Genomic DNA, 14916 nt, shown 5'->3' with positions numbered 1-14916 from the left:
CCTTCGTTGGGGCAGCGGACGATAAAGGGCGGGCCATCATAGCTCGCGGTGGTCGCATTAGGGGCGACGCCAATGGCGTCCGTCGCGTTCCATCATAGTGTCGGCGGATTCTGGGCCCCACGTGCCGGCGCGATAGTCATCGGGCTGGCCGCGCTGCGCCCAAAACTCCAGGATGGGATCAAGGATCCTCCAGCTCAACTCCACCTCTTCATTGGTGGGGAAGAGGCTGGCTTCGTCGAGAAGCGCATCGAGGATGAGACGCTCATAGGCCTCGGGCGATTCCTCAGTGAAGGCTTCGCGATAGGAGAAGTCCATGTTCACGTCGCGGACCTCCATGGTGGAGCCGGGCACCTTGGAGCCAAAGCGCATGAGCACGCCCTCGTCCGGCTGCACGCGAATCACCACGGCATTCGGGCCCAGGGTGCCCATGGTGGAATCCCCGAAGGGATTATGGGGCACATTCTTCAATACCACGGCGATCTCGGTGACCCGACGGCCAAGCCTTTTGCCCGTGCGCAGGTAGAAGGGCACCCCTGCCCAGCGACGATTTTCGATCTCGAGGGTGCAGGCGGCGAAGGTTTCGGTATTGGAATCGGGATCAAAGCCGTCCTCATCGCGCAGCCCAATTACCTTCTTCGAGCCCTGCCAGCCGGCGGTGTACTGCCCGCGGGCGGTGGTCTTGCCGAGCGGATAGACCGGCTTTGTTGCCCGCAGCACCTTCACCTTTTCCGACTGGAGCTCATTGGGGGAGATGGTGCGTGGCTCATCCATCGCTACCAGCGCCAGCAATTGCAGCAGGTGGTTTTGGATCACATCCCGGGCCGCGCCAATACCGTCGTAATAGCCGGCGCGCCCACCGAGGCCGATGTCCTCGGCCATGGTGATCTGCACGTGATCAATAAACTGCGCATTCCAGAAGGGCTCGAAAAGCTGATTGGCAAAGCGCAGCGCCATAATGTTTTGCACCGTCTCTTTGCCGAGATAGTGATCGATACGAAAGACGGCATTCTCGGGAAAAACCGAGTTCACGATCTCATTGAGTTCCTTAGCCGACTCCAGATCGTGGCCGAAGGGCTTTTCAATAATCACGCGGCGCCACGATTCGCCCTCGTCCTCGGCGAGACCGGATCGATCTAGCTGATGGCACACATCGGTAAAGAATGCCGGCGGAACCGAGAGATAAAAGGCCCAGTTACCGGCGGTGCCCCGAGAAGAATCAATGGAGTCGAGCGCGTCGCGCAGCCGATCGAAGTCCTCGTCCACGTCGAGGTTGCCGGTGACAAACTCCATGCCCTCGGCGAGCCGCTCCCACACGTTTTCGCGGAAAGAGGTGCGGGCGCCTTCCTTCACGGCGGTGCGCACATAGTCCTCGAAGTCCTGTTTATCCCACTCGCGACGTCCATAACCCACCAAGCTAAAACCAGCCGGCAGCAGCCCACGATGGGCGAGATCATATACCGCTGGCAGCAGCTTCTTGCGCGCCAGATCGCCCGTGACGCCAAAAATCACCATGCCGGAGGGGCCGGCGATACGCGGTAGGCGCTTATCGTGCGGGTCCCGCAAGGGGTTCGACGGCGGCTGATAGTCCATGTCAGTCCTCTTCTGATGTGTGGATCGTTCCTGCGTTCTCACTACCCCAAATCTAGCGCGCACGCTGCAGCATTGACGACGCCGCCTCCTCGGGGTACGAAAGCGAGCCGCTTCATTCTAGGCTGCAGGGCCATACAGCCGGAAACACCGCCTAGAGGGGAGATATTCCCCTAGGCGGTGCAGGTTCGGCCGCTAGATGCGGGCGTCGATCTTTTCCAGCAGGTCATTCCAGCTGTCGACGAACTTCTCCACGCCCTCGCGCTCGAGGGTGTCAAAGACATCCTCGAAGTCCACGCCGAGCTTATCGAGCTGGCTGAACAGCTCGTCCGACTCGGCGGAGTGGCCGGTGAGGGTCTCGCCCTTGGCGCTGGCGGCGAGGGTTGCGTCGATCGTCGCCTCGGGCATGGTGTTCACCGTGTGCGGGCCCACCAGCTCGGTGACGTAGAGATCCGCGGGATAGTCCGGGTTCTTCACCCCGGTCGAGGCCCACAACGGGCGCTGCACATGGGCGCCGTCAGGCAGATCGGCGGCGTCGAAAAGCTCTTGGAAGACGTCATAGGCGCGGCGAGCATTGGCCACGCCCGCCTTGCCGCGCAGTGCCAGGGCTTCCTCGGAGCCGATCTTTTCCAGTCGGGCGTCCACCTCGGTGTCGAGGCGGGAGACGAAGAAGGAAGCCACCGAGTGAATAGTGGAGACATCGTGGCCGTTCTCGGCGGCGCGCTGAATGCCCTCGATATAGGCGGCAACAACCTCCCGGTAGCGGGCCACGGAGAAAATAAGGGTGACGTTGACGCTGATGCCCTCGGCCAGCGCATCGCTGATCGCCGGCAGAGACTCTTCGGTGGCGGGGATCTTGATCATCAGGTTCGGACGGTCCACCCGCTGCCACAGGTTGCGGGCCTGCACCAGCGTGGCCTCCCGCTCAGCAGAGATGCGGGGATCAACCTCGATGGAGACCCGTCCATCGACGCCCTTGGTCTGCTCATAGACCTCGGCGAAGGCATCGCAGGCGCGACGCACATCGTCGATCGCCATGGCGTAGACGGCCTCATCCGCGCCCAGGCGGGAGCTGGCGAGCTCCTGCAGCTGCGCATCATAGGCGTTGCCGGTGGTCATGGCCTTGGCGAAGATCGCCGGGTTGGTGGTGACGCCCTTAATGGACGTGGAGGCGATCATCTCGGCGAGGTTGCCGGAGTCGAGGCGATCGCGCGAGAGATCATCGAGCCATGTGGAGGTTCCGAGCTCATAGATGTCATCGATAGTGCTCATAAACTGCACACTCTCCTTGAGAGCTAGTGGGGTAATGGATGCCCACCACCATAACCCCGGTCGCGGCGGACCGCCGGCGGCTATGGCGATGGGCAGAGGATGGTGAAGAAGTGCTTAGCGGGAGAGGCTCTTCTTGGCGGCGGCCACCACGGCGTCGGTGGTGATACCGAACTCCTCGAAAAGCTTCTCATAGGGGGCAGAGGCACCGAAGTGCTCCAGAGACACGGCCTCGCCCTGGCTGCCCAGCCACTGGTACCACGGCATAGCCACACCGGCTTCCACGGACACGCGGGCGGTCACTGCGGGCGGCAGCACCTCGTCGATATAGTCCTGGTCCTGCTCGGCGAACCAATCCATGCAGGGCATGGAGACCACGCGGGTGGCGGTGCCCTCGGCTTCCAGACGCTGCGCGGCCTCCACAGCCAGGTGCACCTCGGAGCCGGTAGCCATGAGGATCACATCGGGGGTCTCAGCGGATTCCTGCACCAGCACATAGCCGCCGCGGGCGACGCCCTCGATAGCCTTGTCCTTCGTGCCTTCCAGCACGGGGATGTTCTGGCGGGTCAGCGCCAAGCCCTTCGGTCCCTTGCGGTACTCCAGTGCCGCCTTCCACGCCGCGGCGGTCTCATTCGCATCCGCGGGGCGCAGCATGGACATATTCGGGATGGCACGCAGCGAGGCCAGCTGCTCCACCGGCTGGTGGGTGGGGCCGTCCTCGCCCAAGCCGATCGAATCGTGGGTCCACACGTAGAAGGCGTCGGTGCCCATGAGGGCGGCCAAGCGCACAGCCGGACGCATGTAGTCGGAGAAGATGAGGAAGGTTCCGCCATAGGGGCGGGTGCCGCCGTGCAGCGCGATACCGTTCATGATCGAGCCCATAGCGTGCTCACGGATACCGAAGTGCAGGTTGCGGCCATAGGGGCTGGTGGACCACGTATCGGTGGTGATCTCCGTCGGGCCGAAGGAATCGGCGCCCTTGATCACGGTGTTATTGGAACCAGCCAGGTCGGCGGAGCCGCCCCAGAGCTCGGGCAGGGTGGCGCCCAGAGCCTGCAGCACGGCCTCAGAGGCCTTGCGGGTGGCCACGCCCTTGGCATCGGCATCCCAGGTGGGCAGCTCATCGGCATAGCCCTCGGGGAGGGTATAGGCCTTGAGTCGATCGAAGAGGGCGCGGTTCTCGGGATTGGCCTCGGACCAAGCATCGAACTTCTCGGTCCACGCCGCCACCTTCTCCTTGCCGCGCTCCACGGCCTCGCGGGTGTGGGCGATCACGGCGTCGTCGACGGCGAAGTGTGCCTCGGGGTCGAAGTCGAGCTCGCGCTTAATGGCGGCCACTTCCTCCTCGCCGAGGGCAGCGCCGTGGGAGGCGCCGGTGTTCATGGCGTTCGGGGCGGGGTAGGCGATCACCGAGCGCATACGAATGAAGGTGGGGCGCGAGGTCTCGGCCTGGGCCTGAGCGATCGCCTCTTCGATGGCGGTCACATCTTCGCCGGTGACCTCGAGCACCTGCCAGCCATAGGCCTCATAGCGCTTGGCGACGTCCTCAGTGAAGGCGATGGTGGTGTCATCCTCGATGGAGATGCCGTTATCGTCCCAGAACACGATGAGGTTACCCAGCTGTTGGGTGCCGGCCAGGGAGCACGCCTCGGCGGTCACGCCCTCCTGCACATCGCCGTCGGAGGCGATGACGTAGATGAAGTGATCGAAGGGGGACTCGCCGGGGGCGGCCTCGGGGTCGAAGAGACCACGCTCACGGCGGGCGGCCATAGCCATGCCCACAGAGGAAGCGAGGCCTTGGCCCAGCGGGCCGGTGGTGATTTCCACACCGTCGGTGTGGCCGTACTCGGGGTGTCCCGGAGTGAGCGATCCCCAGGTGCGCAGCGCCTTGAGATCGTCCAGCTCGAGGCCGAAGCCTGCGAGATAGAGCTGGATGTACTGGGTCAGCGAGGAGTGGCCGCAGGACAGCACGAAGCGGTCACGTCCGGCCCACGTGGGATCGTGCGGCGCGACGTTCATGACGCGGTGGTAGAGGGTATAAGCCAGCGGGGCCAGGCTCATGGCGGTACCGGGGTGGCCGGAGCCGCAGTTCTGGACGGCGTCGGCGGCGAGGACGCGCGCGGTATCCACGGCGCGAGTGTCCAACTCAGTCCACGTCTCCGGGTAGTTCCGGGCGGTGAATTCCTTCAGCTCAGGGGAAAGGGCCACTGCTTCAATCATCCTTCTTATCAGTGCTGGTCGTATGGTCGCGTCCACCGAAACTGTGAGACCCACCCGCGTTGGGGTGGGGCAGGGGCGGTGGCCACGGCAGTGCGCGACGGGGCCACGCACAATCGTTCACCAGTGTAGTGGGTGCAGCGCCCTCGCACCCACACGCGGTAGCGGTGTTTCTCACACCCCACGGATGAGGCCGATTCCTCCCTCCCACACGGTGGGAAGGTGTGGCGGTGATTCACCTTCGGCGCTGGCGCACGCTAGGATTAGGCCCTTGGTGGCTGTCGTGGCCGCCGCCGCGGCCCGTGGTGTGGGTTGCGGCACACTTATTCGGTAGCGGCCCGCCCCATATAAGCGGGGTACGGAATTCGAGTCCGCATAAGCGATGCGAGATCGGTTCCCGAACCACTAGGGGGCGGCGTGTGGGAACTTTTTTGCCCCGGCCACCGACTACTCTCGAGGTGGACTGCGGAATTTTTCATGCAGCGAACTGAGAGTAGACGCACCGATGCCGCCGTTTCGTGCGTTGTGCACGGGTGCGCGGCAAGCACCAGACAGCGATAACCAGCGACGAGCGATGTACACCTGTGGGAAGGCGATTTCTTGGAGACGATCAAGGCTTATTTTGCGCTGACGAAGCCCAGAGTGATCGAGCTTCTCCTCGTGGCTACTTTCCCCGCGATGCTCCAAGCCGATCGCGGCTCCATCGACCTCGTCCTGATCCTGCTCACCCTCATCGGTGGCTGGATGGGCGCGGCCGCCGCTAATACATTCAACATGGTGGCTGATGCCGATATCGATCAGGTAATGGCCCGAACTTCCACGAGGCCGCTGGTGAAATCGAGCGTCTCTACCCGCAACGCCGCCGTCTTCGCTTGGGCACTGACCGTCGCCAGCTTCCTCTGGCTATGGCTGCTGTGTGGCTCGCTGACCGCCGCGATGTTGGTGATGGTGACCATCGCCTTCTATATCTTCGTCTACACCAAATGGCTGAAGCGTCGCACCCCGATGAACGTTGTGTGGGGCGGCGCCGCGGGCTGTATGCCCGTGCTCGTGGGCTGGGCGGTGATTACCGATAACATCCCCAACCTCGCTAATGCCCAGTGGTGGCAGGCCATCGTGCTCTTCCTCATCATCTTCTTCTGGACCCCGCCGCACACCTGGGCGCTGGGAATGAAGTATAAGAAGGACTATGCGGCCGCGGGCGTGCCCATGCTGCCGGTGGTGGCCACCGAAACGCAGGTGACCAAACAGATTGTGGTCTACACCTGGATCACCGTGGCGACCACGCTGCTGCTCTTGCCAGCCACAGGCTGGATTTACGCCGTAGCAGCTGTGGCTGCGGGCGTGTGGTTCATCATGGAAGCCCATCGCGTGCACCGGCTCACCGCCGCCGGTGATCGTTCCAAGCCCTACCGGCTGTTTATCATCTCTAATAACTATTTGGCCGTGGTATTCGTGGCGCTCTCCGTCGACGCCGCCTTGGGGCTACAGACCCTCGGCGAAGGCTTCGGTTGGGGCCAGATCCTCTTCTAACACCGGCACTCGCCCAGCTGGTCCCCAGCGACAGCAGCACCCTCGATCCCTGAGAGTTCAGCGCAGGTATCGAGGGTGCTGTTGTGTGTGCCGAGGGCACGACGGGTCTTAGATTTTCAGCACAATCGAGCCGGTGGTGGCGCGGCTCTGCAGATCGCGATGCGCCTGGGCGGCGTCGGCAAGATCATAGACCCCGCCGACTCGGACGTTGAGGTTGCCGTCGATAATCTCTTGGGTTACGGCCTGGGCGCGACGGGTAAATTCGCCCTCGAGGCTGGTCCACGCACCGATAGAGGGGCGGGTGAGATAAATGGATCCGTGGGTATTGAGCAGCTGCGGGTCGAAAGGCTCCACCGGCCCGGAGGCGGCACCGAAGAGACACACCACGCCCCGCGGTTTGACCACCTCGAGAGATTCGTGGAAGGTCGCCTGGCCCACACCGTCATAGACCACATCGACGCCATGCCCGCCATTGAAGCGTCGTACCTGCTCGGCAAGGTTATCGGAGTAGCGGAAGACCTCGGTGGCGCCGGCCTCATAGGAGAGCTCGGCCTTCTCCTCGGAGGAGGTGACGGTGTAGACGGTGGCCCCGCGCAGCCGCGCGAACTGGGTAGCCATCAGGCCCACACCGCCCGCGCCGGCGGTGATGAGGCAGCTATCGCCCTGCTTCAAGGGATAGACGCCATCGGTGAGATAGTGGGCGGTAATGCCCTGCAGCAGCATGGAGGCCGCGACCTCGGGCTCGATGCCTTGGGGCACCGCCACGAGACGATCCCGGGGCACGGTGGCGTATTCCGCATAGGAGCCAAAACCATCGCACCACGCGACGAGCGTGCCAGCGGCGATCTCGCCCTGGGGGTCATAGGCCACCCGCCCGGTGCCTTCGAAGCCGATAGTCATGGGCAGCGAGGAGTGGTAAATGCCCTCGCGATAGTAGGTGTCGATATAGTTGACGCCCGCATAATCCACGGACACCAGCACCTCAGAATCACTTGGCTCGGGAACGCTGACCTCCTGTAGTTGGAGCTTCTCGACGCCACCAGGCTCCTCCACGCAGATCGCGCGCATGGTGCTGGGGACAGTGGTCTTCGATGCGGTATGTGCAGTCATAGTGTCGATACTAATGAACAACCCCAGCACCGCGCTGCGGGTTTAGCAGCGAGGTACTGGGGGAGAGGGGTTCGAGCGCTCGACAGGGCGCTAGTTCTTCGCGGTCTTGTTGCTGCGATCCTCGTGGATGATGGTGCGTTTTTCGTCGCCTGCAGGAGAACCGGTCACGAGCGCCGAACCTTGACGGCGGGCGTAATGAGCGTAGACCACGGCGGTCAGTGCGGTACACACCGAACTCATGCCGACGTGCACCGGCACGGTCCACGCCGGAATGGACCAGTTGTACTGGATGATGCCGATAGCACCCTGGACCACGACCATGGCTACCAACCAGAAGCCGAGCTTGACGATCTTCAGCTGGGTCTTCACTGCCACGAAGGCCACGGCCAAACCGATGGTGAGGCCGAGATAGAGATACATCGCGTGCGCGTGCAGATTGGCGATCTCCACAATGTCTACCTGCAGGCGATCCTCGGGGCGGATATCCGCATCACCGGAGTGCGTTCCAGCGCCGGTGACCATGGTGCCGGTGATCACGGTGATGAGCAACGCCACGGCCGCGCCGGCGGCAAGCCCGCGAAGGGCGGCAGGATAGTTGAAGGTGATCGTGCCGGTATCGGGCTCTTGGACGCGCACGAAGAGTATGCCGGCGAAAAATACCAGCAGAATGGAGGGGATAAAGTGCAGGGCCACCGACCACCACTGGAGATTGATGAGCACCGAGATACCGCCGATAATTGCCTGCAGCACGATGCCGAGGACCTGTACCAATGCGAGGTTGATGATCTCCTTGCGGCGCCCAGCGGAAATCACTGAGAGCAAGAGCATGCCGGCGAAGATGATGAGCACGAAGGTCAGCAGGCGGTTGCCGAACTCGATGGCCTGTTGAATCCACGGCGCTGCCCCAGCCACGGGCACGAAGGAGCCATCGTGACATTGTGGCCACGTATTACACCCCAATCCGGAGCCGGTGACGCGCACAATGGAGCCGGTTACGGTGATGCCGCCTTGGGCGATCAGCGTGAATAGGGCGAGCAGGCGCTGGGTGGATACTTTGGGCGACTGGCTGCGCAGGCCCATGCGACGATTCTGCACGGGTTGCGGCGGCGTTGGGGTCGATGCGTGGGTACTCACAGTTGTCCTATTTTATTGTCTGACGTGGCTGAAAGAAACTTAGGCGTGCATGAGAATAGCGAGGTGTGACACGGCTCTAGTCGTGGAACTTAAACCAGCGATTCGCAGCCCACATGGCCGCCGCTGCCCACAGCACCAATATCAGTGCCTGCGCGAGGGGGAAGGTGCCGTTGAAGGCCCGGTCGAGGCCGATGGCCAAGGCCACCGAGGGCACCGCATTCAACAGCCCAGCCGCGGCGGGGTCGAGCATGGAAAAACCGGCGATGCCGATGAGAATGAACCAGATGAGATTGGCGAGTGCGAGCACTGCCTCGGAGGAGAGCGTGCCGCCGAGCAGCATGCCGAGCGAAGTGGTGACGCACAACCCGATGACGAGCATGAGCGCGGCATAGGCCACCCCTATGCCGCTGGTGTGCCAGCCGAGGAGCAGGGCCGTGCCGCCGATGAGTACCACCTGCACGATAGTGACTACCACCACCGCGCAGATCTTGCCCACGATGATGGCCCAGGCCGGCACTCCCGAGGCGCCGATGCGTTTGAGCGCCCCGTAGCGGCGATCGAAGGCCACCGCGATGGCCTGACCGGTAAAGCCGGAACTGAGCGCCGCAATGGCGAAGGTAATGGGCACGGCGAGCGCGATGGGATCGTCGAGATCAAAGACGTTGACCTTGCTTATTCCCAGCAGCAGGGCAATGGGAATGATCACACTGAGCAGTTGCTGCTCGCCGTGGCGCAGGAAGAGCTTGGATTCAATCACCGCCTGGGCCCACACCATGGCCGGCACGGAGGCCCGTTGGGGATCCGCACGAAACGTGCCCGCGGGGAAGGGGGTCTGCGCGCTAGTCACTGGTTATTCCTCTTTTCTCTGCTTCAAGTCAGCGTCATGCAACGTGGGGCGCTCGCGCTTCTAGGAGCGCATCTCGCGTCCGGTGAGATCAAGGAAAACATCCTCGAGGGTGCGATGGTTGGTGGATATGCTGCGCAGCAGCACGTCCTGGGCGCGGGCGGTGGCGGCGAGCGTTTCGATCAGTGCCGGGGTGGCCGCCGCCTGCACGCGATAGCTGCGGGGGTGGGTCTCCACGACGTTCGCCCCCACGGCGGCGGAGAAGGCTGCGGTATCGATACCCACGCTGGTCTCAAAACTGATATCGGCGGTCTCCGCACTCAAGGAGCTGAGCTCTTCGGGGGTGCCCTCGGCCACGACGCTGCCGTGGTCAATGATGACGACGCGATCCGCGAGCGCCTCCGCCTCGTCCATGATGTGGGTGGTCAAGATCACCGTCACCCCATCCGCTTTGAGGCTGCGGATAATCTCCCATACTTGCAGCCTGGATTGGGCATCCATTCCTGCGGTGGGCTCATCCAAAAACACCAGTTCGGGGCGCCCGATGAGGGCACAGGCTAGGGAGACGCGCTGTTGTTGGCCGCCAGAGAGCCGCCGGTAGTTGGTCTTGACGATCCCCTCGAGGCCGAGGGTGTGCAGGAGCCAGTCCACATCGAGGGGGCGGGCCGAATAGGAGGCCACCAGCCGGAGCAGTTCTCCGACCTTGATGCCTGGATAGGTGCCGCCGCCTTGGAGCATGATGCCGATGCGCCGGCGGACGTGCTCTGGGTGAGTCGTGGGATTGATCCCCAGCACCTCAATGCTGCCTGCGGTGGGGGTGAGGAAGCCTTCGCACATCTCGATCGTGGTGGTCTTGCCTGCGCCATTGGGGCCAAGCAGGGCCACGACCTCGCCGTGGTCCACGCTGAGACTGAGCGCGGCGACGGCCCGGGTGGCCCCGAAGGATTTGCTTAGCTCTTTAAGCGCGAGGGCGGGACCTGGGGCCGCCGTTCGATCTCTGTGCTCAGTATTCACAACTCGATAGTCTATGATACCCAGCCGCCGCGTGGCATAACCTGCCCACCGTGGCGCGCATCCTGGGCCGCTTATCGACGCTTAGTCCCAGCCAACGATCCCGCGACGGCGCAGGAAAACGTAGACCAGGGTGAGGAAAACCACGCCCAGCAGGGCAGAGCCCACATAGATGGCGATCACTGTGGTGGGGGGAAGAGACAACCCGCGCGGCATGATGAACAAACTCAACAACGCGCAGTAGCCGGCTGCCCCGGCGCGGAAGAGTCGCCGGTTGGCCCAGGCGGCGAGGGGCAAGATTGCCCAGAGCATGTACCAGGGATGCACCACCGGAAAGAGAATCACCAGCATGAAGGTGGCCACGCCCAGTCCGCCAATGGGATGAATGGTGCCGCGATAGGTGGCAAAAAGCATGCGCACCATAAAGGCGGCGGCCAGCAGCAGGCCCACACCGCGGGTGATGGTCAATAGTGCCTCGGTGTGGTCGCCGAGTTCGAGCAGCATGCCGATCCAGCCGCCGATCACCCCGATGTCGGTGGTGAGGGAGAGCCAGGAGCGAATGGTGGCTGCACCGCCTTGGCCACTAATCCAACCCGTGGGGATCCCCGTGAGCGCGGTGACGGCAGCCACGGAGCCGACGAGGACGGCGAGTTGCACCGCGCCGGCGCTGAGAACTGCCATGCTCGTGTGCCGCCCACGCAGATGGAAATGACGGGCGAGTGCCATGCCGATGAAGCCGAGGCCAATAAAGCCGGTGACTTTCACCATGCCTGCGCCGGAGATCAGCACGCCGCTGGCCACCACCAAGCCCCACGCCTGCCAGGCCGGTCCCTGGAGGGCGCTGAGCCGGTCGATGCCGCGCAGCCCCAATTCCATGCCGAGCAGCACGAGGCCTAATTGAATCGACTCATTATGAATCCCGCCCACCAGGTGCAAGATAGCTAAGGGATTGAGAATGCCCAGCCACAGCGCCGCCTGTACGGACACCCCGCAGCGAGTGGCAAGCTGGCTGAGCGCCCACGCCGCGAGAAGCATGCCCACCAAGCTGACGATGCGGTGGGCAAATACCCCGGCCGCGATCGAATCGCCGGTGATCTTGGCGATCACGGAGGCGATGCCGAGTGCCACGGGGCCATAGGGAGAGGGGGAGTGGGACCAAATCAACGGCACCGAGCGGGCCAGTACATCATCGGTGCCGAGGATATCCACGGGGCCAGCGCTATAGGGATCGAAACCGCGGTCAACGATCGCCCCCTGCGCCAGATAGGAATAAATGTCTTGGGTGAATAGGGGAGCGGTGAAGAAGATGGGCGCTACCCATGCCACGAAGGTGCGCGCCAGCATGGAGGTCGATACCAGCACCCGCGAGTGGCGGGGGCGGGCGATATCCGCGCCCACAAAGGGAGCAATGAGTAGCCACGCGATCACCATCAACCCCGCCCCAGTGATGACCAAGATGGAGGAGGTTTGGATCATGCGCCCCATGATCGAGCCGCCGGGGAAGGACGTATAGGGATCTCCCAATACCGGTTTGGCCCCGGCGCCGAGACCGCCGAGGGCCAACATCAGTGCCCCGAGGGTGCCCAGCCAGCGCAGCGTCGCAAAGCGAGCGAGCTGCAGTGGATCCAAGCGCCGTGGGGCGCGGGAGCTAGAGACCGGGAGGAGATCATGGCCGGTTGCGGCGCGAACGATGGTGGATCCGCCCGCCTCGGACTCGGCACCAATGTGCAGACTGGCCGAGCGCGAGCCAGCGTGGCCGAGACGCGGCAGGGTCGCCTTGAAATCATCTGCTGCTGCGGCCGCGCGCCGGCGGCGGGGCTGTTGGGGATCCGACACAGCTATGAGTCTAAAACATCACCGGGACATTCCTGGCGCACGCTATCCGGCGGGGATCGCGTTTGCGCGGCCCCGGCTAATTAAGGAACACTAGTGTTGTCTTATAATGAGACACGAGTTGTCCATCATAGTGAATTTAAGGAGGTGAACGCGCACATGACGCACTCTGTTTCCCGTCTCACCACTCCGTCCGTGCAGCCACGGGCGGCGTCTGCTGCTCGCCCGTGCCCCGCCCGCGGCGAGGAGAAGAAACGCGGCGAAGTCGAAACTCGCTCAACGGATGGTGATACCCGCAAGCACATCCTCATGACTCTGCTCAAGCAGGGGCCGATGACGGCCTCCGCATTGGGCAAGGCCTTGGGGCTATCCGCAGCAGGTGTGCGGCGTCACCTCGATATTTTGGTTGACGACGCCCTCGCGGAAACGGTGGAGCCTCGCTCCTCTCGCGGGCGTGGGCGCGGTCGACCAGCCAAAGCATTCCAGCTCACCGACGAAGGCCGGGCCCACTTTGGGCACGACTACGACACTCTCGCTGCGCTCGCTATCACGGCGCTGCGGGAGACCGGTGGGTCCGAGGCCGTGCGGCAGTTCGCTCGGCAGCGTGTAGCCCAGCTACTTGCGCATGTGGACCCTGCGGCGGACGATGAAGACTCGACATATAAAACAGCCCAACAGGTCGCGGATGCACTCAACGCCAATGGCTACGCATCCGAAGTCAAAGAAGCTGGTGGGGGCGTGCAAATTTGCCACCACCATTGCCCCATCTCGCACGTGGCCTCGGAACATCCGGAGCTGTGCGCTGCAGAGTATGAGGTGCTCTCCGAGCTACTCGGTCAACACGTGCAACAACTGGCGACCATTACCGAGGGGCACGGAATTTGCACGACCAACATTCCCTTAACACCCATAGACCACACTCCTGAAGAAAGGAGCTGAACATGACTCAAGCAACACCCACTGCTCCGTCCTCCGATGACGAGATCATTGAGTCCATTGGCCCCTATAACTACGGCTGGCATGACTCTGATGAGGCTGGCGCCACCGCCAAGCGCGGCCTCTCCGAGGACATCGTTCGCGACATCTCCTCTAAGAAAGATGAGCCGGAGTGGATGCTGAACAACCGCCTCAAGGCGCTCAGCATCTTCGATAAGAAGCCCATGCCCACATGGGGCGCGGACCTCAGCGGCATCGACTTCGACCAGATCAAGTACTTCGTCCGCTCCACCGAGGAGCAGGCACAGACCTGGGATGACCTGCCCGAGGACATCAAGAACACCTATGACAAGCTGGGCATCCCCGAGGCCGAAAAGCAGCGCCTCGTCGCCGGCGTCGCCGCGCAGTACGAGTCCGAGGTGGTCTACCACCAGATTCGCGAGGACCTCGAGGCCCAGGGTGTGATCTTCCTCGATACCGATACCGCCCTGAAGGAGCACCCCGAGCTCTTCAAGGAGTACTTCGGCTCCGTGATTCCGGCCGGCGATAATAAGTTCTCCGCGCTGAACACCGCCGTCTGGTCCGGTGGCTCCTTCATCTACGTGCCCAAGGGAGTCCACGTCGACATCCCGCTGCAGGCCTATTTCCGAATCAACACGGAGAACATGGGCCAGTTCGAGCGCACCCTCATCATCGTGGACGAGGATGCCTATGTGCACTATGTGGAGGGCTGTACCGCCCCGATCTACAAGTCGGATTCCCTGCACTCCGCCGTGGTCGAGATCATCGTGAAGAAGGGTGGTCGCTGCCGCTATACCACCATTCAGAACTGGTCCAATAACGTCTACAACCTGGTGACCAAGCGCACCAAGTGTGAAGAGGGCGCCACCATGGAATGGGTCGATGGCAATATCGGTTCCAAGGTGACGATGAAGTACCCGGCCGTGTGGATGACCGGCCCCCACGCCAAGGGCGAGGTGCTGTCTGTGGCCTTTGCTGGCGAGGGCCAGTTCCAGGACACCGGCGCCAAGATGACCCACATGGCTCCCTACACCTCCTCGAATATCGTCTCCAAGTCCGTGGCCCGCAGCGGCGGTCGCGCCGCCTATCGCGGCTTGGTGCAGATCAACAAGGACGCCCATCACTCCACCTCCAATGTGGAATGCGATGCGCTCCTAGTCGATAGCATCTCCCGCTCGGATACCTATCCCTATAACGACATTCGCAATGACCACGTGACCCTCGGCCACGAGGCCACCGTCTCGCAGGTGTCGGACGATCAGCTCTTCTACCTCATGTCTCGCGGCATCCCCGAAGACGAGGCCATGGCCATGATCGTGCGTGGTTTCGTGGAGCCGATCGCCAAGGAGCTGCCGATGGAATACGCCCTCGAGCTCAACCGCTTGATCGAATTGCAGATGGAAGGATCGGTGGGTTAAGCA

General features: G+C 63.0%; 11 protein-coding genes. 3 read left to right on the top strand and 8 right to left on the bottom strand.

The window, feature by feature from the left end:
* Nucleotides 1–57: 57 nt before the first annotated feature.
* The 3 genes from zwf to tkt all read right to left on the bottom strand — a co-directional run bounded on the left by zwf (nt 58) and on the right by tkt (nt 5064).
* On the bottom strand, nt 58–1590 hold the full coding sequence (gene zwf / locus KR227_RS00685; protein ID WP_218363290.1) for a glucose-6-phosphate dehydrogenase: 1533 nt from the start codon (nt 1588–1590) through the stop codon (nt 58–60).
* A gap of 192 nt (nt 1591–1782) precedes the next feature.
* On the bottom strand, nt 1783–2859 hold the full coding sequence (tal, locus tag KR227_RS00680; RefSeq protein ID WP_218363289.1) for a transaldolase: 1077 nt from the start codon (nt 2857–2859) through the stop codon (nt 1783–1785).
* A gap of 114 nt (nt 2860–2973) precedes the next feature.
* Nucleotides 2974–5064, bottom strand: coding sequence for a transketolase (tkt, locus tag KR227_RS00675; protein WP_218363288.1), 2091 nt, complete (start codon nt 5062–5064; stop codon nt 2974–2976).
* A 609-nt stretch (nt 5065–5673) separates the two neighbouring features.
* Between tkt and KR227_RS00670 the strand changes: the two genes are divergently transcribed.
* Entirely contained in the window at nt 5674–6606 is a 933-nt protein-coding gene (locus tag KR227_RS00670; protein WP_218363287.1) for a heme o synthase, read from the top strand.
* A gap of 108 nt (nt 6607–6714) precedes the next feature.
* Here the strand turns inward: KR227_RS00670 and KR227_RS00665 are convergent, their stop codons facing one another.
* The 5 genes from KR227_RS00665 to mptB all read right to left on the bottom strand — a co-directional run bounded on the left by KR227_RS00665 (nt 6715) and on the right by mptB (nt 12541).
* Nucleotides 6715–7674, bottom strand: coding sequence for a quinone oxidoreductase (locus KR227_RS00665; RefSeq protein ID WP_218363654.1), 960 nt, complete (start codon nt 7672–7674; stop codon nt 6715–6717).
* A 132-nt stretch (nt 7675–7806) separates the two neighbouring features.
* Entirely contained in the window at nt 7807–8796 is a 990-nt protein-coding gene (locus KR227_RS00660; protein WP_218363653.1) for a heme A synthase, read from the bottom strand.
* Between the two features lie 130 nt (nt 8797–8926).
* Nucleotides 8927–9697: an ABC transporter permease gene (locus KR227_RS00655; protein ID WP_218363286.1), complete on the bottom strand. Its 771-nt coding sequence runs from the start codon at nt 9695–9697 to the stop codon at nt 8927–8929.
* A gap of 60 nt (nt 9698–9757) precedes the next feature.
* On the bottom strand, nt 9758–10708 hold the full coding sequence (locus KR227_RS00650) for an ABC transporter ATP-binding protein (protein ID WP_218363285.1): 951 nt from the start codon (nt 10706–10708) through the stop codon (nt 9758–9760).
* Nucleotides 10709–10789: 81 nt separating this feature from the next.
* Nucleotides 10790–12541 carry a polyprenol phosphomannose-dependent alpha 1,6 mannosyltransferase MptB gene (mptB, locus tag KR227_RS00645; RefSeq protein WP_218363284.1) on the bottom strand — a complete coding sequence of 584 codons (1752 nt, stop codon included), beginning with the start codon at nt 12539–12541 and terminating at the stop codon, nt 10790–10792.
* A 156-nt stretch (nt 12542–12697) separates the two neighbouring features.
* Here mptB and KR227_RS00640 point away from each other — a divergent pair, with 156 nt between their 5' ends.
* Nucleotides 12698–13477 (top strand): helix-turn-helix transcriptional regulator, encoded by a 780-nt coding sequence (locus KR227_RS00640; protein WP_370625114.1) that lies wholly within the window; start codon nt 12698–12700, stop codon nt 13475–13477.
* Nucleotides 13478–13479: 2 nt separating this feature from the next.
* On the top strand, nt 13480–14913 hold the full coding sequence (gene sufB / locus KR227_RS00635) for a Fe-S cluster assembly protein SufB (RefSeq protein ID WP_218363283.1): 1434 nt from the start codon (nt 13480–13482) through the stop codon (nt 14911–14913).
* Nucleotides 14914–14916: the final 3 nt, after the last annotated feature.

It is taken from the genome of Corynebacterium sp. TAE3-ERU30, from assembly GCF_019209925.1.
Lineage (GTDB): Bacteria > Actinomycetota > Actinomycetes > Mycobacteriales > Mycobacteriaceae > Corynebacterium > Corynebacterium megadyptis.
This window is presented reverse-complemented; position numbering and strand designations above follow the sequence as displayed.